Annotated in this window: 17 protein-coding genes, 1 tRNA gene and 1 pseudogene; 9 read left to right on the top strand and 10 right to left on the bottom strand. The window is 69.7% G+C overall.

The genetic code is table 11. The features are described 5' to 3' along the window. Positions 1–124: 124 nt before the first annotated feature. Together cysE and E3328_RS02430 are read right to left on the bottom strand one after the other, a co-directional pair. Positions 125–628, bottom strand: a pseudogene (gene cysE / locus E3328_RS02435) (serine O-acetyltransferase); the annotation flags it as partial. A gap of 664 nt (positions 629–1,292) precedes the next feature. After that, complete coding sequence (locus tag E3328_RS02430) at positions 1,293–2,450, bottom strand: acyl-CoA dehydrogenase family protein (RefSeq protein WP_135363030.1); 1,158 nt, start codon at positions 2,448–2,450, stop codon at positions 1,293–1,295. A gap of 114 nt (positions 2,451–2,564) precedes the next feature. Here E3328_RS02430 and E3328_RS02425 point away from each other — a divergent pair, with 114 nt between their 5' ends. Next, complete coding sequence (locus E3328_RS02425; protein ID WP_135363029.1) at positions 2,565–4,529, top strand: 3-hydroxyacyl-CoA dehydrogenase/enoyl-CoA hydratase family protein; 1,965 nt, start codon at positions 2,565–2,567, stop codon at positions 4,527–4,529. Between the two features lie 218 nt (positions 4,530–4,747). On the opposite strand, the gene E3328_RS21695 is transcribed toward E3328_RS02425, so the two are convergent. From E3328_RS21695 to E3328_RS02405, 5 genes are all read right to left on the bottom strand, one after another. Further along, positions 4,748–4,906 carry an FXYD domain-containing ion transport regulator gene (locus E3328_RS21695; protein WP_167837273.1) on the bottom strand — a complete coding sequence of 53 codons (159 nt, stop codon included), beginning with the start codon at positions 4,904–4,906 and terminating at the stop codon, positions 4,748–4,750. 65 nt (positions 4,907–4,971) lie between these two features. Further along, complete coding sequence (locus E3328_RS02420; RefSeq protein WP_135363028.1) at positions 4,972–6,936, bottom strand: ABC transporter ATP-binding protein; 1,965 nt, start codon at positions 6,934–6,936, stop codon at positions 4,972–4,974. Between the two features lie 167 nt (positions 6,937–7,103). Next, the gene (locus tag E3328_RS02415) at positions 7,104–7,295 is read right to left on the bottom strand and encodes a hypothetical protein (protein WP_135363027.1); all 192 of its coding nucleotides are present in this window, start codon (positions 7,293–7,295) and stop codon (positions 7,104–7,106) included. A gap of 117 nt (positions 7,296–7,412) precedes the next feature. Beyond that, complete coding sequence (locus E3328_RS02410) at positions 7,413–10,340, bottom strand: DEAD/DEAH box helicase (RefSeq protein ID WP_246022864.1); 2,928 nt, start codon at positions 10,338–10,340, stop codon at positions 7,413–7,415. 88 nt (positions 10,341–10,428) lie between these two features. Continuing rightward, entirely contained in the window at positions 10,429–10,977 is a 549-nt protein-coding gene (locus E3328_RS02405; RefSeq protein WP_135363026.1) for a GNAT family N-acetyltransferase, read from the bottom strand. 103 nt (positions 10,978–11,080) lie between these two features. On the opposite strand from E3328_RS02405, the gene E3328_RS02400 reads away from it, so the two are divergent. Beyond that, positions 11,081–11,380 carry a DUF5785 family protein gene (locus tag E3328_RS02400; RefSeq protein WP_135363025.1) on the top strand — a complete coding sequence of 100 codons (300 nt, stop codon included), beginning with the start codon at positions 11,081–11,083 and terminating at the stop codon, positions 11,378–11,380. 90 nt (positions 11,381–11,470) lie between these two features. After that, the gene (locus tag E3328_RS02395) at positions 11,471–12,514 is read left to right on the top strand and encodes a DUF7972 family membrane protein (protein ID WP_135363024.1); all 1,044 of its coding nucleotides are present in this window, start codon (positions 11,471–11,473) and stop codon (positions 12,512–12,514) included. Positions 12,515–12,537: 23 nt separating this feature from the next. Here E3328_RS02395 and E3328_RS02390 read toward each other — a convergent pair whose 3' ends face one another. From E3328_RS02390 to E3328_RS02380, 3 genes are all read right to left on the bottom strand, one after another. Beyond that, the gene (locus E3328_RS02390) at positions 12,538–13,692 is read right to left on the bottom strand and encodes a glycosyltransferase family 39 protein (RefSeq protein ID WP_135363023.1); all 1,155 of its coding nucleotides are present in this window, start codon (positions 13,690–13,692) and stop codon (positions 12,538–12,540) included. 40 nt (positions 13,693–13,732) lie between these two features. Then, positions 13,733–14,839, bottom strand: a complete 1,107-nt coding sequence (locus E3328_RS02385; RefSeq protein WP_135363022.1) for a glycoside hydrolase family protein — start codon at positions 14,837–14,839, stop codon at positions 13,733–13,735. Positions 14,840–15,026: 187 nt separating this feature from the next. After that, positions 15,027–15,101 (bottom strand) — tRNA-Glu (locus E3328_RS02380). A gap of 213 nt (positions 15,102–15,314) precedes the next feature. Here E3328_RS02380 and E3328_RS02375 point away from each other — a divergent pair. From E3328_RS02375 to E3328_RS02350, 6 genes are all read left to right on the top strand, one after another. Continuing rightward, positions 15,315–15,851 carry a plastocyanin/azurin family copper-binding protein gene (locus E3328_RS02375; protein WP_135363021.1) on the top strand — a complete coding sequence of 179 codons (537 nt, stop codon included), beginning with the start codon at positions 15,315–15,317 and terminating at the stop codon, positions 15,849–15,851. A gap of 2 nt (positions 15,852–15,853) precedes the next feature. After that, a complete protein-coding gene (gene nosZ / locus E3328_RS02370) occupies positions 15,854–17,878 on the top strand; it encodes a TAT-dependent nitrous-oxide reductase (RefSeq protein WP_135363020.1) in 2,025 nt (674 codons plus the stop codon). Positions 17,879–18,037: 159 nt separating this feature from the next. Further along, entirely contained in the window at positions 18,038–18,856 is an 819-nt protein-coding gene (locus E3328_RS02365; protein WP_135363019.1) for a hypothetical protein, read from the top strand. 3 nt (positions 18,857–18,859) lie between these two features. Beyond that, a complete protein-coding gene (gene nosD, locus E3328_RS02360) occupies positions 18,860–20,254 on the top strand; it encodes a nitrous oxide reductase family maturation protein NosD (RefSeq protein ID WP_135363018.1) in 1,395 nt (464 codons plus the stop codon). Next, positions 20,238–21,170: an ABC transporter ATP-binding protein gene (locus E3328_RS02355; RefSeq protein WP_135363017.1), complete on the top strand. Its 933-nt coding sequence runs from the start codon at positions 20,238–20,240 to the stop codon at positions 21,168–21,170. The genes nosD and E3328_RS02355 overlap by 17 nt, the downstream gene beginning before the upstream one ends. Continuing rightward, the gene (locus E3328_RS02350) at positions 21,167–22,102 is read left to right on the top strand and encodes an ABC transporter permease (protein WP_135363016.1); all 936 of its coding nucleotides are present in this window, start codon (positions 21,167–21,169) and stop codon (positions 22,100–22,102) included. The genes E3328_RS02355 and E3328_RS02350 overlap by 4 nt, the downstream gene beginning before the upstream one ends. The last annotated feature ends 69 nt before the right edge of the window (positions 22,103–22,171 follow it).

The following is a 22,171-nucleotide window of genomic DNA, read 5'->3' as shown; positions in this document are numbered from 1 at the left end:
CCGGTGGGTCGGGGGGCGTCGCCGTCTCGTCGTCCGCCGGTTCGTCCGCAGTGGGCTCGGCGCTGCTTCCTTCGGCGGCTTCCGGTGTCGTCGCGGATTCCGGTTCGGTCCCGGCGTCGTCCCCGTCGACGACCTCGGCGGGGTTGCCGACGACGGTCGCGCCGGGCGGCACGTCCTCGACGACGACGGCGCCGGCGCCGACGGTCGCGTCGTCGCCGACCGTGATGTCGCCCACGAGCGTCGCGTTCGCGCCCAGCGTCACGCGGTCGCCGACGGTCGGGTGCCGTTTGACGGGTCGCGGGTCGTCCCCGCCGAGCGTGACGCCGTGGTACATCGCCACGTCGTCGCCCACCTCGGCCGTCTCGCCGATGACGACGCCCATCCCGTGGTCGACGAAGACTCGACGGCCCAGGTCCGCGCCGGGGTGGATCTCTACGCCTGTGAAAAACCGGGTGAGCTGGGAGAGGAGTCGGGCGGTGAAGTGGAACTCGCGGGTCCACAGCCAGTGGGCCAGCCGGTAGGCCCAGACGGCGTGGACGCCGGCGTAGAGCAGTACCTCGGCGCTGCTTTTCGCGGCGGGGTCGGTCTCCCGGGCTGTGCGTACGTCTTCGCGGAGTCTGTCGAACATTGTCTGGTCCGTGTCGTGGTCGGTCGGGATCGGTGGGTCGAACGGGTCGATGCGTCGGAGAAAGAGCGGGCGCTCAACAACGGCAGCGCCGAACACTGTTCGGCTGGTCGTGTGCCGTGCGACCGGACGAGCGCGAGCGCCCGAAGTCCATGTTTCGGTGTCGCTCTGCCAGCGGCTTAAATTATCCGACCCGCTCTAGCGGTCTCGTCGACCGCAGGTGACAGCAGGCATCGAAAGCCCTCGGCCCGCTCGCTAGCAGTCGTTTCGACCGCAGGAGACAGCAAGCGATGAAAGCCCTCGGCCCGCTCGCGGTCGCTGAGCGGGATATCCTTGCGGCCCAAGAGGCCGCTTCGGATAGTGGCCCGCTCAGACGACTGGATAAACGCGAGCGCGCCTCGCCCGTTCAGTCCGCCGGGAGAGCAAGCTCTCCCGAGCCCGCGCTCACACGTTCGCGCGGACGCCAGGGACCGCACAGCACGGCACCGCAGACCGCCCCGCACAGCACCGCAGCGGGCCTCACACCTCCCCAGCCTCTTGCGCTCCTCGCAAGCTGCGGTGCTCATCCCTCGCACGACTATTTCGAGCGGCCCGCCAGAAGGCGGGCACGCTCGACAGCGCGCGCCATCCGGAAAGCCATCGGATAGTCACCGAAAGGGCCGAGGGATCAGACCATGCCCTTGCCGAGCAGTTCGCGGGCGATGATGTTCTTCTGGATCTCGGTGGTGCCCTCGTAGATCTGGGTGATCTTGGCGTCGCGGTAGAACCGCTCGACGTCGAAGTCGTTGACGTAGCCGGCGCCGCCGTGGATCTGGACGGCCTCGTCGGCCACGTCGACGGCGATCCGGGAGGCGTACTCCTTGGCCATCGAGGCGAGCTTCGTGAGCTGGTCGTCGGCGTGGTCGACGCTCCAGGCCGACTTGTAGGTCAGCTGGCGGGCTGCCTCCGTCTTGGTGTGCATGTCCGCGAGCTTGTGCTGGATGGCCTGGAACTCGCTGATGGGGCGGTCGAACTGCTCGCGCTCCTGGGCGTAGTCGAGCGCGCGCTCGGCGGCGCCGCGGGCGATCCCGACGCCCTGGGCGGCCACCGCAGTCCGGGTCTCGTCGAAGAACTGCATGAGTTGCAGGAAGCCCGCGCCGCGAGTGCCCAGCAGGTTCTCCTCGGGGACTCGCACACCGTCGAACAGCAGTTCTGCGGTGTCCGAGGCGCGGATCCCCAGTTTGCCGGTGATCTTCTCGGCCTCGAATCCCTCTCGATCTGACTCGACGATGATCTGCGAGAACCCGTTGTACCGGCCCTCGGCGTCGGGGTCCGTCTCGCAGAGGACGACGAAAAAGTCCCCCACGGAGCCGTTCGTAATCCACATTTTGTTGCCGTCGATGACCCACTCGTCGCCCTCTTTGCGGGCACTGGTGGAGACGCTGGACACGTCCGACCCCACGTCGGGTTCGCTGATGGCCGAGCCCATGATTGCCTCGCCCTCCGCGACCGGGCGGAGGTACTCCTCTTTCTGCTCCTCGGTGCCGAACTCGACCAGTGCGTCGGCGCCGAACGCCGCCGAGGAGATCGAGAGGCCGATCCCCGGGTCGGCGGCGAACAGCTCCTCGACGATGACGATGTTGGTCAGGTAGTCGTAGCCGACGCCGCCGTACTCCAGCGGGACGTTGGCGCCCACGAGTCCCAGCTCCGCGGCCTCCTCGACCAGTTCGCGAGGGAACTTCTCCTCGGTGTCGTACTCGGTGGCGACCGGGCGGATCTCGTTGTCGGCGAACCGACGGACTTCGTCGCGGACCTGCTCTTGCTCGTCTGTGAGTGCGAAGTCCATACCTCGTTTGTCATCGTCTCGCATACATAACGCTTCGTAATCAACGATCAACTAGTCGAGCGTTTACGGCCGAGAGAAACCTTGAAACGGGAGCCGAGCGAGGATGCACACGTCATGAACTTCGAGGACATCGAGCAGGTCGCGGTACTCGGCGCCGGCAACATGGGCCACGGGATCGCCGAGGTCGCGGCCCTGGCGGGCTACGACGTGACGATGCGGGACATCAAGGAGGAGTTCGTCGAGGACGGCTACGAGAACATCGAGTGGTCGCTGGGGAAACTCGCAGAGAGCGGCCAGATCTCCGATGACGAGGCGGACGCCGCGCTCGACCGCGTCGAACCGCTCGTCGACTTCGAGTCCGCCGTCGCCGAAGCGGACGTGGTCATCGAGGCCGTCCCCGAGCGGATGGACGTGAAGAAGGACGTGTACTCCGAACTGGAGGAGTACGCGCCCGACGAGGCCATCTTCGCGACGAACACCTCCAGCCTCTCGGTCACCGAACTGTCGGAGGTGACGGAGCGACCGGAGCAGTTCTGCGGGATGCACTTCTTCAACCCGCCGGTCCGGATGGCGCTCGTCGAGGTCATCCGCGGCGACCACACCGCCGACGAGACGCTCGACGCCATCGAGCGACTGGCCGAGGCCTTCGACAAGACGCCCGTCCGGGTGCGCAAGGACTCGCCGGGGTTCATCGTCAACCGGGTCCTGGTCCCGCAGATGAACGAGGCCTGCTGGCTCGTCCACGACGACGTGGCCACCGTCGCGGAGGTCGACTCCACCACCTCCTTCGACATGGGCCTGCCAATGGGCGCGTTCGAACTCGGCGACCAGGTCGGCCACGACGTGACCCTGCACGTCCTCGAATACCTCCACGAGGTGCTCGGCGACGCCTACGAGCCCTGTCCGCTCCTCGAAGAGAAGGTCGAGGCCGAGGAACTCGGCAAGAAGACCGGGAAGGGCTTCTACGACTACGAGGACGGCGGCGTCGAGATCCCGGCCGACGAAGGCCGCGACGACGTGGAGGCGCGGCTGCTGGCCGTGATGGCCAACGAGGTCGGCAAGCTCGTCGAGAACGACGTGGCACCCGTCTCGGACGTCGACGAGGCGATGATGCTCGGCGCGGGTTTCCCCGAGGGGCCGGGCAAGCGCGCCGACGCCTACGGCCTGGACGACCTCGTCGAAACCCTGGAGGACCTCCACGAGGAGACCGGCGCCGCCCGCTACGAGGTCTCCGACGGCCTCCGCGCGGCCGCCGACGAGGGCGGCTTCTACGGCGGTGACGACGGGGGCGAGACAGTCGAGTACGAACAGATCGTCGTCGAGACCGACGGCGCGGTCGGCCACATCCGGCTCGACCGCCCGGCGCGGATGAACACGATCACCGTCGACATGATCGACGAGATCGACGCCGCGCTCGACCAGTTCGAAGCCGACGACGAGATCCGGACGGTGCTCCTCGAGGGCGCGGGCGACCGCGCGTTCTCCGCCGGGTTCGACGCCGCAAGCGCCGCGCCCGAGAGCGGCCTCGACGCCAGCGAGATGTCCCGCAAGGGCCAGCGCGTCTTCGGCCGCCTGGAGGAGGTCGGGATGCCGGTCGTCGCCGCGATCGACGGCTACTGCCTCGGCGGCGGGATGGAACTCGCCACCGCGGCGGATATGCGGATCGCCAGCGAGAGCGGCCAGTTCGGACAGCCCGAGCACAACCTCGGCCTCCTGCCCGGCTGGGGCGGCACCCAGCGCCTGAAACACGTCGTCGGCGAGGGCCGCGCCAAGGAGATCATCTTCACCGCGAAGAACGACTACGACCCGGAGACGATGTACGACTACGGCTTCGTCAACGAGGTCGTGAGTCCGGACGAGTACGACGACCGCAAGTGGGAGCTAGCCCGGGATCTGGCCGCCGGGCCGCCCATCGCTCAGAAGCTCACCAAGCGCGCGATGGTCGCCGGCCGCGACGACACCGACGCCGGCCTGGAATACGAGGCCTCCGCCTTCGGCCAGCTCTTTACCACCGACGACGTGTGGGAGGGCCTCGCGGCCTTCCAGCAGGACCGCGAGCCCGAGTTCGAAGGGAAGTAACACGGCATCGCTGTTCCCTCCACGTTCAGGGTCAAGATATTGTGCTTGGAGACCGAATCAGGTCCTATGAACGAGGAAGACACGTTCTTTCGGGATTTCGACTACTCGGACATCGATTCAGACGAAACACTGACTGCAACCGAGACGGAGAAGTACATCTACGGGGACGAGTGAGCGTCACTCTCTCCGACTCGGATCTGTTCGGATTCTTCTCCGCTCTACCGCTCCCAGTTCGCCAGCCAGATCACCGAGGCGATCATCAGAACGACGATGCCGAGGAAGGACGTGGTCGGTTCGGGGACGAAAAACAGCAGGACGCCGACGAGTATCAGGCCGCCGACGCCGACCTGTTCCCAGTACTCCTGGAGCGTCGCCATACGCGCGATAGCGGGCGGAGCCGAAAGGGTATAGGCCAGCTACCGCCGCTGAAGCCGAGGTTACCTCAGTCGTCCTCGGCGGCGTCGAGCGCCTGCTGGGCCACCCGCTCGCTGGCCTGTTCGACGAACTCCTCGGGGAGGTCCTCGATCTCGCCGGCCTGGACGCGCCAGAGGTTGGCGTAGAGGCCGTCGCTCTCCAGCAGCTCCTCGTGGGTGCCCCGCTCGACGATCTCCCCGTCGTCGAGGACGAGGATCGTGTCGGCGTCCCGGACCGTCGAGAGCCGGTGGGCGATGATGAATGTCGTGCGGTCGGCGGCGAGTTCGTCGATGGAGCGCTGGATGAGCATCTCCGTCTCGGTGTCGACGGCGGAGGTCGCCTCGTCGAAGATCATGATCGCGGGGTGCTGGAGGATGGTCCGCGCGACGGCGACCCGCTGGCGCTGCCCGCCCGACAGCTTCACGCCCCGCTCGCCGATGTCGGTGTCGTAGCCCTCCGGGAGGTTCTGGATGAACTCGTGGGCCTCGGCGCGCTTGCAGGCCTCGACCACCTCCTCGCGGCTGGCGTCGAACTGGCCGTACTTGACGTTGTCGGCGACGGTGCCGTCGAACAGGAAGTTGTCCTGGCCGACGTAGCCCATCGCCCCGCGCAGGCTGGAGACCGTCACGTCGCGCACGTCGTGGCCGTCGACGCGGACGGCCCCCTCGTCCACGTCGTACAGCCGCAGGAGTAGCTTGACGATCGTCGTCTTGCCGGCGCCCGTGGGACCGACGAGGCCGACCGTCTCGCCCGGCTCCACGTCGATGTCGATGTCGTCGAGGACGACCTCGTCCTCGTCGTAGCTGAAGGTCACGCCGTCGTACTCGACGCGGCCCTCCACGTCGCCGAGGTCGACCGCGTCGGGCTTGTCCTGGATGCGGACCGGCAGGCTCATCAGCCCGAGGATGCGCTTGGTCGAGGCCTTGGCGTCCTCGTAGCGCTCGATGATGTTCGACATCTGCGCGAGCGGGTTGACCAGCCGCTGGGTCAGCAGGAGGAACGTGACGAGCGTCCCGACGGTGAGTGTGGTGTCGTAGGTCTGGCCCATGAACGTCAGCTGGTTGGACAGCGGCCCCGGCGGCCCGTTCAGGATCCAGATCCCGCCGACGACGAACGTCGCGATGAACGCGAGGGAGGTCAGCGCCCGCAGCCCCGGGCGGTAGACGAAGCTCAGCCGCAGCGCCAGCCAGTCGAGCTTGAAGTAGCGGTAGGAGTGGTCCCTGACGCGCTCGTCCTCGTAGTCCTCGGTGTTGGAGGTCTTGATGACCTCGATGCCGCCGAGGTTGTTCTCCAGGCGGCTGTTGAGGTCACCGACCGACTCGCGGATGTCGGCGTAGCGCTCCTCGGCCAGCCGCATGTACCAGAGGGTGAACACCGCGGACAGCGGGATGACAGTCAGCGTCACGACCGACAGCATCGGGTTCATCCACAGGAGGATGACCGCCGTCCCCAGCATGAGGACGATCAGCTGGATCATCTCGCCCATCATCGAGTCGAGGAACTGCTCCAGCCGGTTGGTGTCGTTCGAGAGGATCGAGATGAGCTCGCCGGTCTGGACCTCGTTGAAGAAGTTCATGTCCAGCCGCTGCATCTGCTGGTAGGTGGCGGTGCGGGCCTCGTGTTTCACCCGGTGGGAGAACAGGTTGAGGGAAGTCGCCCGGGTGAAGATCAGCACGGCCTGTCCGAGCATCGCGACGGCCATCGCGCCGATCGCGAACCAGAACTGGCCCATCGTCGTCTCGGGGAGCCAGGCCGCGGGGACGAACGGCAGGGTGAAGGCGGCGTCGTCCCGGAAGATGGCGTCGATGGCCCGCCCGAGGATCACGGGCGGCACCAGCGAGAAGAACCGCGAGCCGATGCTCGCGAGGACGCCGAGGACGAACCAGCGACGGTGCCCGTCGCCGAAACGCATGAACAGCTGCCACAGCGGGTGGTCGATCTCCTCCCTGTGCCGCTCGATGTACTCCGCGTCGATCGCCTGGTCTGTGCTCACGGGTTCGACTGTCGCGCCTGTTAGCCAGGGCCGGCTAAAAAGGGGCCGGTCCGCCACAGATTCGCCGCTTGTTCCGCCGGTCGTGAGCGACCGGCGGCGGCCCAGTCACCGACCGCCGTACGGAGTCGCTACCGGTCCGCTCGTCGGTCCCCGGCCGGGGCCGCCGCTCAGCACATCTCGGCGAGGTCGCGCCAGTCCTCGGTGTTGAGACCGACTTCGAGTTCGCGGCCGCAGCCCTCGCAGTAGAAGGCCCCGCTGCGGCGGTCCGCCGGCAGTTCCGTCCACTCGCCGTGTTCGTCGCACTCGATGCGGATCCCCTGTTCCTCGCCCTCCGGGAGTTCGACCGAGTAGGATGGCATCGTTCGCGCGTGGGACCCGCGTCCGCTTAAGTCCGACGCCGATCCTGGTGCCGTCCGCCGGTTGTCCCACTCTCGGCGGACACGCCACCGGGTCTCGCCCGGACCGGGAACCGCCCCTCAGTCCCAGAAGCTCCGGGTGCGCGCGTACTCGCGCTCGCGGCGGAGGATGTCCCGGTAGAACTCGTCCTCGTCCTCCCGCAGTTTGTTGATGATCCGGGCGGCGTTGCGCGGACCGACGCCGCGGGCGGCCAGCGCGATCACGGCTCGCTTGCCGTGGCTCTGGACGAGACTCGCCGACTTGTAGGCCTTCTCGGTCATCTTCTCCTGTTCGTCGTCCTTGTCCGTCGCCTTCACGGCCGATACCACCTCGTCCGCCCACGGATTGAGCGCGGCGATCCGGGTGGACCCGCACTCGGGACACTCCGGCTGGTCCCGGATCCGCTTGACCGGCTTCTTGCGCTTCCAGTCCTGGCAGTGGAGACAGAAGAGGATCATCCGGTCGTTCCGGATCCGCTCTTTGACGGTCTGGATGACGCTCGCGTCGGCGTGGTCCGGCGAGAGCAACTCCTGGCCGGCGCTGCGCCCGCCGAGGCCGATCGGGGTCCGGTCGCCGAGCAACTCGACCGAGAGGTCGCCCGACTGGACCCGTTCGAGGACCTCGCTGGCCCCGTCAACGTCCAGTTCCTCGTGGAGGATCTCGCGGACGGCCTCGTCGTAGACCGGCGTGTCCTCCAGCGCGTCCATCAGCCGGTCGCGGCCGAACCGGTCGCTCGACCCGCGGCCGCGCCAGCGCTTCAGCGCGCCGAACTTCGTCGCCACCTGGGCCACCTTGAACTTCAGCGAGTCGGCGTTCTTCAGGGAGAGCTCGACGAGTTCGGCGACGTGGTCGGGGTCGGTGTCCTCCAGCACCCCCAGCGCGTCGGTCGCCGAGGCGGTGCGGGGCACCTCCAGTTCGATCCGGTAGGGGTCGATCTCCATCCCGACCGACGAGCCGGTGGCCTGGCCCAGCAGCGCCGAGAGCAAGCGTCCGAGCGTCTCGTTGATCTTGTGGCCGAAGGCGGCGTTGACGACGAGTTCCCGCCCGCGGAACTCGATCAGGACCGTCTCGTCGGTCGGGATCGGGTGGTCGGGGTCGTGGTCGGCCAGCTGTTCGAGTCCCACCGCTATCGTGTCGGCGTCGCCGTCGTAGCGGGCGGTGAACTCCCGGGCGACCGAGTCGACGCTCGCCCCCTGCTGGAGCTGTCGGCCGGCGACCCCGCGCATCTCGCCGACCTCCTGGGCGACGCCGCAGGGGACGGGGATCTCCTGGCCGGTCCAGGAGGGGACTTCCCCGCCGGGGTCCTCGACCGGCGAGACCGTGACGGTCTCCTCCTCCTCGTCGATCTCGGTGATGCGCCACATCTCGCCGCGCTGGATGAAGATCTCCCCGGGCGTCGCGAAGTTGACGACGAACCGCTCGTCTAAGGTCCCCACGTCGCGGCCGCTGGCCACGTCCTCGACGGTGTAGGTCGCCTCGTCGGGGATCATCGAGAGGTTGTGATAGAAGTACTGCCAGGTCCCGCCCCGCTTCTGGATCTCGTCGCTGTCCTCCTCCAGCCAGACGACCTTGTTGCCCGCCAGTTCGCGGACGACGGACTCGAACGCCCGCTCGGAGAGGTCGCGGAACGGGTACGCCCGGGTGATGATCTCGTAGGCCCGCATCGCCCGTACCTCGCCGAAGTCCATGACGACCCCGGCGACCTGGTTGGCGACGGTGTCGAGGCTGCCGTCGTGGATGTCGGCGGACTCGACCTCGCCCGCGCGGGCCTTGCGGGCGATGGCGAGCGCCTCCAGCGTGTCGTCGGGGTGGGTCGTCACGACGGTCCCCCGGGAGACCTGGTCGCGGCGGTGGCCCGCGCGGCCGACGCGCTGGAGCAGCCGCGTCACCTGCCGCGGGCTGTTGTACTGGACCACGTGGTCGACGTGGCCCACGTCGATCCCCAGCTCCATCGAGGAGGTGCAGAGCAGCCCGTCCAGTTCCCCGGCCTTGAACCGGTCCTCCACCTCGATGCGTGACTCCTTGGCGAGCGAGCCGTGGTGGACGCCGATGTCCGCGTCGAGTTCCTTGAACCGCGAGCCCAGCGCCTCCGCGAGTTGACGGGTGTTGACGAAGATCAGCGTCGACTCGTACTCGTCAACGAGTTCGGTGATGTAGCGGACGTGGCTCGCGAAGTCGGGTTCGGTCATCAGCTCGCCGGCGAGGCGCTCGTCCTCCTCCCGGACCTCGGGCGAGCGGACGCGCACGTCGAGGCGGCTGCCCACGTCGATCTCGACGACCGAGCAGCCCCGATCCCCAGTGAGGAAGCGGCCGACCTCGTCGGGGTCGCCGACGGTCGCCGAGAGCCCGATCCGCTGGAAGTCGTCGGCGAGTTCGACCAGTCGTTCGAGCCCGACGGTCAGCTGGGCGCCCCGCTTCGAGACGGCGAGTTCGTGGACCTCGTCGACGACGACGTGGTCCACGTCGGCGAGGGCGGTCCGGAGCTTCGACCCGGTGAGCATCGCCTGCAGCGTCTCGGGGGTCGTCACGAGCACGTCGGGCGGGTCGTCGGCCTGCTGCTGGCGCTGGTAGTCGGTCGTGTCGCCGTGGCGGACCTGCACGTCCAGGTCCAGCCGCTCGCCCCACCACTTCAGGCGCTCGCGCATGTCCCGGTTCAGGGCCCGCAGCGGCGTGACGTACAGCGCGCCGATGCCGAACCGCTCCTCGCCTTCGAGGGCGTCGAGGACGGGGAGCATCGCCGTCTCGGTCTTGCCGGTCCCCGTCGGCGCGACGACGAGGACGTCCTCGCCGTCGACCAGCGGCGGGATCGCCTCGCGCTGTGGCTCCGTCGGCGTCGCGAACCCCCGCTCGGAGAGCGCCGCCCGGACCTCCGACCCCAGCGCGGTGAACGCGCCCGGGTCGCCCGAAGTCGGGTCGGATCCGCCGGTGTCGGCTCCGTCGGCGTCGCCCGAGCGCGGCTCGCCCGGGGCCTCGGCGTCGGCCTCACCGGTCGCTCCGGCGTCTGTCATCGCCCGGCCTACGGGTTTGAACCGATTAAGCGCCCCGATCGCGACACGCCACCGACAACGGGCTGTCGCGTGGAGAGCACGGCCCGCCTCACCCGTCGCGCCACTCCTCGCGGAGCAGCCCGTACCGGACCATGTCGCGGTGGGCGCCGTCGACGAACATGAACTTCCGGCGCCGCCCCTCCTCGACGAAACCCAGCGACTCCAGCAGGCCCCGCGAGGCGTCGTTGTGGTCGAACGCGCCCGCGCCGACGGCCGGTTTGTCGTACGAGCGGAAGGCGTAGTCGATCGCCAGCCCGACCGCCTCCGTCCCGTACCCCCGGCCGTGGACCTCTGGAATCAGCCAGTAGCCCAGTTCCGGCCGGCGGTAGTCGACGCCCTCGACGCTCACGGCGCCGATGCGGCGCGTCTCGCCCTCGTCGGGTCGGCCGGGGCCGGCGTCCTCGCCGTCGAGACAGACGAGCAGCCGGTCGGTGCCGTCCGCCTCGTCGACGTCGATCGCTTCCCGGTTCCGCAGCGGGTTACCCAGCGGGTAGCGAATCTCGGGGTTCGCGCCCGCGCGCTGCAGAAACGGCACGTCCTCTTTCTCGACGGTCCGGAGCGTGACACTGTCCCCCTCCGCGATGCGCGCGCCTGGCATGGCCGGAGGTCGCGGTCGGCCGGCAAGGGCTTTGTCCCCGCGTGCGACGAGGTGTCGCACGGAGAGAGAAATCCTTTTGCGTGATTCGTCCGCACGTCCGGGTATGGACTGGCCGCACGACCCCGACGGGGACGAGGGCAGCGAGGGGCGCCGCAAGTACGGGCAGGCGGTGCTCGCCAAGAAGATCGACGAGGGCGAGGACTTCCCGCTCACGCAGTCGGAGTTCGTCTCGGAGTTCGGCGACCACCCGATCCGCATCGACTACGAGACGGTCGTCAGCGTCTCCGAGATCTTCGAGCACGTCGACCAGGAGGAGTTCGCGGACTTCCCCGACTTCCACAAGGCCGTCGGCGCGGCGCTGCGCGAGGCCGACTACTGGCCCTACCGGCTCGAACACGCCTAGACGCCGACGGCGCCGTCGGGCGGCGTCGCCGGTGTTTTCCCGACCGCCGCGACCGGTGTCTTTTCGGGACCGCCGCGAGTATCCGGTCGCATGGCCGGGGACGGGGACGCGCCGAGCGACCGCTTGCGCGAGCGGGCCGACCAGAGCCGGTGGAAGCTGTGGGTCCTCCTCGAGGCCGACCGCTGGCTCGTGGCCGGCATCCTGGTGACCCTCGTCTTCCTCGCGCTGGTCGGCGCGGGCTATCTCTCCCCGACGGCCGAGAACGCCATCGGGACGGGCGACTCCGTCGACACGCTGTTCCAGGGCTTTCTCACCGCGACGATCACCGGCGTTACGCTCGTGTTGACGCTGAACCAGCTCGTCCTCTCCCAGGAGCTGGGCGCCGCCGAGGACCAGCGCGAGCGCATGGAGGGCGCCATGGAGTTTCGCCGGGACGTGGCCGAGGTCATCGAGGCGTCGGTCAGCCCCTCGCGGCCCGCGCAGTTCCTCCGCGCGCTCGTCCAGGTGTCGGGCGACCGCGCCGAGGAGCTGCGCGAGGCGGTCCCCGGGTCGGGCGACAGCGAGGTCGCCTCGGAGGTCGCGGACCTGACCGACAGCCTCGTCGAGAACGCCGGCGGGGTCTCTGCGGGGCTGGACGACGCCCGGTTCGGCGAGTTCGACGTGATCTCCTCGGCGCTGAACTTCAACTACTCCTGGAAGATCTTCACCGCCCGCCGGATCCGCGAACAGTACGGCGACGACCTCGGCGAGGAGGGCACCGAGGCGCTCGACGGGCTGATCGAGGTGTTACAGCTGTTCGGGCCCGCGCGCGAGCACTTCAAGACGCTGTACTTCCAGTGGGAGCTGATCAACCTCTCCCGGCAGATCCTCGTGGCGTCGATCCCCGCGCTGCTGGTGTCTGCGGTCATGATCGTCTTCTTCGACGACGCCACCTACGGCGCGACCGTCTTCGGCGTCGAGACGCTGGCGCTGGTCGTGGCGGTCGCGGCCACCGTCGCCGTCGTCCCGTTTCTAATCTTGCTCTCCTACGTCATGCGGATCGCGACGGTGACCCAGCACACGCTCTCGATCGGCCCGTTCATCCTCCGGGAGACCGACGACGTGACCGAGGTCGAGTGGAACCGCGACTCCTGACCGGCGACGACCCGCCGACGCGGTCAGTCCGGGAGCGGGACCCGGCGAGAACGACCCGCCGCCGAGACGAAGTAGCCCGCGAACAGCGCGTAGACGACCGCGGCGGGCCCCAGGAAGTTGCGCCAGCCGGCGACCCAGACGGCCATCGCGGTCAGGACGACCATCGCCAGCGGGGTCCCCCACAGCACCAGGAGCTCCCGGTCCGTCCGGGCGGCCCTGTAGACGCCCAGCAGTCCGAGCACCGTCAGCGGCGTCAGGGTGACCCCCGTCTTGACCGCGTGGGCGACCGACCAGCCGGGCAGTACCGGCGCGAAGAACCAGAGCCCGCGCAGTCCGGCGATGGCGACGACGTGTTCGGCGTTGCGGACGAGGAACTCGACGACGCCGTCGGCGGGGGCGGGCGTGTAGTCGTAGACGAACCGCTCGGGCGTGATCACGACCCCCTCCTTCCACGGCGACAGGACCGTGTTCCCGTGGTACAGCCCGAACGACAGCCGGTAGAGGGCGAACGAGCCGAGCGCGCCCGCGAGCGCGACGTTCACCGGGGCCGGAAAGAAGAGGTTCAGCCGCCGGCCGCTCGACGCCGGGAGGAAGTCGTAGGCGAGGTATCCGAGGACGATGACCAGCCCGTTCGGCCGGACGAGCGCGACGAACCCCAGCGCGGCCAGCGCGAGGACGCGGTTCCGCCGGGTCGCCGACAGGTGATACGCGGTGAGGCGCCACAGCGCCAGCGCCACGGCGAACGCGAGCATGAACTCCGACTGGGGCCTGACGACCCACTTGTACACCTCCCACTGGACGGCCAGGAGGAGGCCGGCGACCAGCCCGGCCCGCGCGTCGACGAGCAGCCGCGCCGTCTCGCAGACGAGCACGCACGCGAGCGCCGAGAGGACCACCTGGAGCGCCACCCAGCCGTCGACGAACTCGCCCGTGGCCCGCAGCCAGCCGCAGTAGGGCAGCCAGTACCCCGAGTAGACGAGCGCCCGGCTCCCGAACAGCGTCGACGCCGAGAGCTGGCCGCACCACTCGATGTAGCGGTGGGCGTCCCGGACGACGAGCGATCCGGTCCGGGACCACAGCCACGCTCGCAGCGCGAGCGCGACCGCGAACACGAGCGCGTGCGTGCGACCGATCCGTCGTCCGATCGACCGGCCGAGGGCGGTTCTGTGGAGGGGCATCGGTGGGGACGTGTTCGGGGGTCGGGTGGGGGACGGGTGTTCAGGCCGGCCGGTCACCGGGTCCGCCGTCGATTCGAGTACCCGGTCGCCGGGCGTCGTGCGGCTGGTCGGTCCCGCTGGCGTCGTCGGTTCCGTTCGGCGCGGAGGTGGTGTCGTTCGACGCGAGGGCGCGCTCGCCGACGCGGATCCGGCCGGTGAAGGTGTGGAGGTAGCGCGGCCCCGTCTCGCCGGTGTGGCCGTGGGCGAACATCACGTACCGGCCGTCCGAGCCGACCCTGACGACGTCGGCGTCCTGGATGCCGTACCCGTCCAGGGTCGCCGAGTCGTTGCCGCTGGGCGCCATCACGGTGTCGACCCGCGTGAAGTTCGTGTAGAGGTCGTCATTCGCCCACACAGAGACGCTGTACTGCGGGTGGTCGGTCGTGTAGTCGCCGAACATGAAGTAGACCCCGTCCTGTTCGACCACCTCGAAGTCCCCCACCTTGTAGCGGCCCGACGTGTTGTAGACCGGGGGGCGGACCGTCCAGTCGGTGACGCCGTTCGGGCTCGTGGCGTGGCCGATCGCGAGCCCCGAGTGGTCCTCCCTGTCGCCCGCCTCGTAGAACAGGTGGAAGCGTCCGGTCGCCGTGTCGTAGTAGACCCCGTGGTCCTGGCCCGGCGGGGAGTCGCTCCGGTGGGTCCACTTCTCGGCGGCGAGTGTCGTCGACGTGTACACCTGGCCGTCCTGGTAGGCGTAGTAGGTCCCGTTCACCTCCACGGCCGTATCGATCGACCCGCCCGGGTTGCGCCCGTTGACCGTCAGCTCGACCGGCTCCCAGCCGCTCGCGTTCGTCGGGAGCTCCGGCTCGACCGACCGCAGGAGGATCCGCCGGCGGTTCGAGTTGTGGACGAGCAGGTGGTACGCGTCCGCCGAGTCGTCGAACACCACCGCGTCGTGGGAGTTGTAGCGCAGCATCGTCGAGTTGTCCGTCCGCGTGAACTCGACCGAGATCGCCGACGCGTTCACGGGCGCGTCGCTCACGCGGTCCGGGATCCCGCCCCGGCGGACGGAGTCGGTCCCCCAGGAGAGACCGACTGCGACCGCCCCGGCGACGAGAAGCGCCGAGAGCGCGAGAACGGCCAGCGCCGCCTGTCGAGCGGAGGGCATGGCGTCGACGGGTTGACCCGAACCGGTTGTAAGTATAGCCGGCCTATCGGTCGTATCGGCCGGACAACCCCCACTTACCGGCGACCCGCGGGCTCGACCGACTCCCGACTCACCGGTTCGGCAGCCCCCCTCGACCCGTCGGGGATCCAACAGAAAGCCGTCGCTCGCCGGTTCGCACCCCGGAGAATGCTCCGTCTGGGATTTGAACCCAGGTCATCGGCTCGAAAGGCCGAAATGATTGGCCGGACTACACCAACGGAGCCCGTGTCGGCCGCGCGTCGCACTCGGGAGATTGCACTCGTGGTATAAAAACTCGTCTCTCTCCGGACGGTGTGGTGGTGGCTGTCGCACGGCGGTCGGACCCCCGGCCGCGGTTGGATTTATAAACGGCAGCCGAATCGATTCGCGGTGGTTCCGGGGGGTCGGGAACGCCCTCGACGGTATATGAGTGAGAGGCGTCCAGTTGCAGGTGTCGATGACCAGTTCCGATCCATCGAGGCGACGGATACTGCGGCTGACGGGCGCGGCGATCGCCGGCGGGGCGGTCGCCGGCTGTTCGGCCGCGCCGGGCGAATCGTCGGACGCGGGTGGTGACGGTGGCGACGGGTCCAGCGACGCGACGCCGACGCCCACGTCGTCCGGAGACGGCGGCGACGGCGGGTCCGGCGGCGAGTGGACCCAGACGAGCACGGTCGAGATGACCGACGAACTCGTCTACGCACCCAAGCGGATCCAGGTCTCCAGCGGGACGACGGTGACCTTCGAGAACACCGGCAACATCGGCCACACCGTCACGGCCTACGACGACGGGATCCCCGACGGCGCGACGTACTTCGCCTCCGGGGGCTTCGAGTCACAGAGCGCCGCCTCCGACGCCTACAGTTCGGAGCAGGCGGGCAACATCCCCGGCGGCGAGTCGTACGAACACACGTTCGAGACGGCGGGCACGTACGAGTACTACTGCATCCCCCACGAGCTGAACGGGATGGTCGGCTACGTCAAGGTGGTCTAACTATGAGCAACGACAACGGCGACACCGGTGACGCGGAGGAACTCGTCGCGGAACACGAACAGCGCATCAACGACCTCCTCCAGGACGTGGAGGACCCGGCGGAACTCGACGACGGCGACGACGGCTTCTCGATGGAACTGGCGGGCCTGGAGCTGGACCGCCGGGACTTCATGAAGGCCGGCGCCGCCGCGGGCGTGGCGAGCGCGGCCGGCGCGTTCGCGGGCTGTCAGACGGCGCTGCCCCAGGGCAAGACGCCCGCCGACGGCGGCGACGGCGGCGACGGCGGCGGCTCGCAGGGCGCGTCCGCCAGCCACGGCCACTTCGTCCCGCCGGGCGAGAAAGACGAGTACTACGGCTTCTGGTCGGGCGGCCACTCCGGGGAGATCCGCGTCATCGGCATCCCGTCGATGCGCGAACTCCAGCGGATCCCCGTGTTCAACACCGAACCCGCCCGGGGCTACGGCTACGACGACCAGACGTCGGAGATGCTCGAAGAGGAGGGCGGCGGCTACACGTGGGGCGACAACCACCACCCGAACCTCTCCGAGACGGACGGCGACTACGACGGGGAGTACCTCTACGTCAACGACAAGGCCAACGGCCGCATCGCCCGGGTGAACCTGAAGTACTTCGAGACGGACGCCATCGTGGACGTGCCGAACATGCAGGCGATCCACGGCTGTTCGGTCCTCTCGCCGGACACCGAGTACGTCCTCGGGAACGGCGAGTTCCGGGCGCCCCTGCCCAACGACGGCCGCGACGTGAACAACCCCGACGAGTACGTCTCGCTGTTCGCCGCCGTCGACCCCGAGTCGATGGAGACGGCCTGGCAGGTCAAGGTCGACGGGAACCTCGACATCGTCGACACCGGCAAGGAGGGCCGGTGGGCCATCTCCTCCTGTTACAATAGCGAGGAGGCGACCGAGATCCAGGGGATGACCCGCGACGACCGCGACTACGCGAAGGTCTTCGACATCCCCGCCATCGAGGAGGCCGTCGACAACGGGGACTACGAGGAGGTCAACGGCGTCCCCGTCGTCGACGGCACGCGCGAGAGCGACCTCAACTCCGGCGACGAGCCGATCGTCCGCTACGTGTCGGTGCCCAAGTCGCCCCACTGCGTCGAGGTCGGCCCCGACGGCAAGTACGCCTTCATCGCGGGCAAGCTCTCGCCGACGGTGACGATGCTCGACCTCGACCGGATCGACGAGGTCGACGACCCCACGGACGCGGTGGCGGGGCGCCCGAAGGTCGGGCTGGGGCCGCTGCACACGACCTTCGACGGCAACGGCCACGCCTACACGAGCCTGTTCATCGACTCGCAGGTCGCCAAGTGGGACATCGAGGCGGCGGTCGAGGCCGAGAACGGCTCGACCGAGCCGATCCTGGAGAAGCAGGACGTCCACTACAACCCCGGGCACATCCAGGCGCTGGAGGCGATGACGACCGACCCCGACGGGGAGTGGCTCGTCTCGCTGAACAAGCTCTCGAAGGACCGGTTCCTGCCGGTCGGGCCGATCCACCCGGACAACGACCAGCTCATCCACATCGGCGACGGCGAGAAGGAGATGGAGATCGTCGCCGACCACCCGGCCTACCCCGAACCGCACGACTGCGTGTTCGCCCACCGGGACAAGATCGACCCGGCGACCACGTGGGACAAGAGCGACTACGAGGGCGAGAAGCCCTACATCACCCAGGAAGACTCGGGCGTCGAGCGCATCGACGACTCGACGGTCCACGTCAAGGCCTCCTCGAAGCGCTCGGAGTACGGGATGTACGACTTCACCGTCCAGGAGGGCGACGAGGTGCGCCTGACGATCACGAACGTCGAGGGCGTCCGCGACATCATCCACGGCGTCGCGATCCCCGAACACGACGTGAACCTCGCCGTCGCGCCCCAGGACACCCGCGAGGTCACGTTCACCGCCGACGATCCGGGCGTCTACTGGATCTACTGTACGTACTTCTGCAGCGCGCTGCACCTGGAGATGCGCTCGCGGATGATCGTCGAACCGAGCGAGTAGCACCGCCGCCGCGCGACCGCCCGAGCCGCGCGGGTTTCACCGCCCGGCGGCTTCTTCCGACCACGCATCGCTCGCGAACCGACCCGCGACGGAGTCAGACTCGCGACGAACTCCGACCCACGGACCCACAAAACGACCCACGATAACGCGGTGACACCCATGAACTACGAACCACCCGACCTCGGCGAGTTCACGCAACTGCGCCGCGGCCTGCCCGTCGTCGCGGCGGTCATGCTCGTGGTCGCACCGATCCTGCCGATGTGGCACATCGCGGTCAACGCGGTGCAGTACCCCGACACGACGCTGCACCTGCACCTGCACGCCTACCCGTTCATCGGCGGGGACTACGAGGAGATGGCGGCGCTCAACAAGTACATCGGGTTCTACTACCCGGACCCGGTGATCTGGCCGCCGAACTACGAACCCCACCCCTACGCGGTCGACGTGCCCGAGTGGTCGCTCGGCCCCCTGGCGTTCGCCGCCGTCGCGGCCGCCGGCCTGTTCGTCGCGTTCGCCCCCGACACCGACCGGCTGAAGAAGGGGCTGACCTACCAGCTCGCCGGCACGGTCACGGTGCTGACGGTGATGCTGGCCGACATCCAGTACCGGCTCTACCAGGCCGGTCACACCCTCGACCCGGACGCGCCGGTCATGGGCGTCGACGGGTTCACGCCGCCGCTGTGGGGGACCTACGAGGTGGCGAACATCACCAGTCGCTCGCGGTTCGGCGCCGGCGCCTACCTCACCGCCCTCGCCATCGGCCTGCTCGTCGTCGCCTTCTACTACCGCGACACGCCGGCCACGTTCGGCGACCTGCCCGACCGGGTCGCCGGCCGGATCGAGGGCGCCCGCGGGTGGCTCGACGAGCACACCGTCGGCGACGACGAGTGGGACGACCGTGAGGGCGACGGCCGGGAGGGCGACGGCCGGCGCGAGCACGACGGTCCGTCGGGCCCGGGCGCCAGCGGAGGTGACTGAGCCGTGGGACGACCGTCCGCCGACGCGGCGCTGGCCGCCGTCGCGGCCGCCCTGCTGGTCGCGGCCGCCGGGACGGTCGTCGCCGTCCCCACCGACACGGCGCCCACGGGTGACGACGTCGCGTTCGACGCCGGCGTCCCCGACGCCTACGAGTTCGAGGCGACCGACGAGCCCGGCGTCGCGGCCGTCGACGGCGACGAGTTCGACGCGCTCGGGCCGGCCGTCGACGCGGCCGAACCGGGCGACACCGTCGAACTCCGGGGCCGGTTCGACCCCGAGGCGACGGTCGTCGTCGAGACGCCGAACGTGACGGTCCGGGCCGACGACGCCGACGGGCGGATGCCGGTCGTCGACGGCCCCGGCGAGGGCGACGTGCTCGCGCTGAACGCCTCGGGAGTCACCCTCGACGGCGTGTGGGTCCGCAACGCCGGCTACGCGGCCGAGGACAACGACGCCGCCGTGTGGGTCGACGGCGCGGGCGTCACCGTGCGCGACAGCCGGATCACGGACACGACCTTCGGGATCTGGGTCGACAGCGCCGCCGACGCGCGGCTGGTCGACAACACCGTCGTCGGCCGCGACGGGATCGAATCGCGGAGCGACCGCGGCAACGGCATCCAGCTGTACGAGACAACCGACGCATACGTGGCGGACAACCGGATCACCGACGCCCGCGACGGCATCTACTACTCGTGGGCGAGCGGCGTCGAGGCCCGCAACAACACGCTGTGGGACCTCCGCTACGGCGTCCACTACATGTACTCGAACGACAATACGCTGGTGAACAACACGGCCGTCGACAACGACGCCGGCTACGCGCTGATGGTCTCCGAGGACCTGCGCATCGTCGACAACGTCGCGGTGAACAACAGCGGCCAGAGCGGCCACGGCATCCTGCTCAAGAGCATCGACAAGACGACCGTCCGGGGGAACCACGTCGTCGGCAACGAGAACGGCCTGTTCGTTTACAACTCGCTGGACAACGAGATCGCCCGGAACCTCGTCGCGGGCAACGGCGCGGGCGTCCACCTCTCGGCGGGGAGCGTCCGCGAGTCGGTCCACCACAACACCTTCGCCCGCAACCGCGTGCAGGTCCGCGCCGACGTGAACTCCCGGGTCGTCTGGAACGAGTCGGTCGGCAACTACTGGGCCGGCGCCGGCGCCCGCGACGTGGACGGCGACGGCGTCAGCGAGACGCGGTACCGCCCGGCCGGGATGGTCCAGCACCTCACCGGCGAGCACCCGAAGGCGAGCGCCTTCACCGGCAGCCCGGCCTTCGAGGTCCTCCGCCTCGCCGAGCGGACGCTGCCGGTGGTCGAGGCGCCCGGCGTCGTCGACCACCGGCCGCTGGCCGAACCGCCCCACGACTGGAGGGACTACTATGATCGAGATCACTGACGTCACGAAACGGTACGACGGCGTCGACGCGCTGGACGGCGTCTCGCTGTCGGTGCCGTCGGGCGCATCGCTCGGCCTCGTCGGCACGAACGGCGCGGGCAAGACCACGCTGTTCCGCCTGCTCGTCGGCCACGAGACCCCCGACGCTGGGACGGTCCGCGTCGCGGGCGTCGACCCGACCGACGGCACGCGCGTCCGCGAGCGGGTCGGCTACCTGCCGGAGGACGCCGGCTTCCAGCCCGCGCTGACCGGCGCGGAGGTGCTGGGCTACTACGCGGACATGCGCGGCGTCGAGGCGCCGCGGGTCGACACCTTGCTGTCGGTCGTCGGCCTCCCCGACGCGGGCGACAGGCCCGTGGGCGGGTACTCCAACGGGATGAACCGCCGGCTCGGCCTCGCGGTGGCGCTGCTGGGCGACCCCGACGTGCTCCTGCTCGACGAGCCGACCGCCGGGCTGGACCCCGCCGGCGTCGACGCGTTCAACCGCGTCGTCGAGCGCGTCCGGGCGGAGCGGGACGTGACGGTCGTCCTCAGCACGCACGTCCTCAGCGAGGTCGAGGCGCTCTGCGACCGCGTCGCCGTCCTCGACGACGGGGCGCTCCGGTCGGTCGGCACCGTCGAGGAAGTGACCCGCGCGGCCGGCGACGAGGTGACGGTCACCGCCGAATACGCAGACAGCGACGCCGTCGCGGCGGCCACGGAGTCGGTCCGGGCGGCGCTCGGCGACGCGGGGGGCGACCTCGACCCGGACGTCTCCGCGGGCGAGCGAACCCTCGAACTCGCGGTCGCCCCCGACGCGGCGACCGACGCGCTCGCGGCGGTCGTCGAGACCGACCCCGAGTCCGTCGGTGTCGAGGAGCCGGACCTGGAGACGGCGGTCCGCGACGCCATCGCGCCCGGAGGTGCGGACCGATGAGCGCCGAAGACGACGACACCGCGGCGGCGTCCGACGGGCACCCGCGAGCGGACGACAGCCCCGACGGAGCCCGTCCGGACGGCGGTACGACTGCACACGCGGCGATGACGGCCGACGAGACGCGCTCCGACGGCACCGCGCGGCAGGTACTCGGCGTCGCCCGCCGGGAGTACCGGGTGCTCTCGCGCGCCCGGTGGACCTACGGGCTGGCGGCGCTGTTCGGCGCCTTCTCGCTCGCGGTCGTCGGGCTGGCGGGGACGGCGACCGGCCCGACCGGCGCCGGCGCGCTGCTCGTGACCCTCGCGGAGCTGTCGGTGTATCTCGTCCCGCTGGCGGCGCTCGCGCTCGGCTACGGGACCGTCGTCGGCGCCGACGAGCGCGGCACGCTCGAACTGCTGCTGTCCGTCCCGCTCGGCCGCACCGAGCTGCTGGTCGGCAAGTACCTCGGCCGCGCCGCGACGCTCGCGGTCGGCATGGCGCTGGGACTCGGTGCCGGGGCGGTGGTCGTCCTCACCAGGTTCGGCCCGGCGGTCCTGCCGGCGTACCTCCACTACCTGCTGACCGCGGTCGTGGTCGGGGCCGCGTTCCTGTCGCTCGGCGTCTGTCTCTCCGCGGCGACGGCCGAGAAGGCCCGCGCGCTCGGCGGCGCCCTGCTCGCGTGGGTGCTGTTCGTGCTGGTCTACGACCTCGCGGCGCTGGGCGTCGTGGTCGCGCTGGACCCGCCCGGCTGGCTCCTCTCCGCGCTGGTCGTCGGCAACCCCGCCGACGCGCTCAGGCTGGTCGTCCTCTCGCTGGTCCCGACCAGCGGCGGCGGCGTCGGCGCCGCGCTCGCGACCACCGCCGTCTCGACCCCCGCGCTCGCGGTCGGGCTCGCGCTGTGGATCGCCGTCCCGCTCGCCGTCGGCGGTCGGTTGCTCGCCCGCCGCGCGTGACCTCGGACCGGGTTCGCGCGCTCTGGTCGGCTGATTCGGCCGATCCTTCGCGGATGAGCGCTGAAAACT

This window comes from Halosimplex halophilum, from assembly GCF_004698125.1.
GTDB lineage: Archaea > Halobacteriota > Halobacteria > Halobacteriales > Haloarculaceae > Halosimplex > Halosimplex halophilum.
The sequence above is the reverse complement of the archived record's forward strand: the minus strand, read 5'-3'. Positions and strand labels throughout refer to the sequence as shown.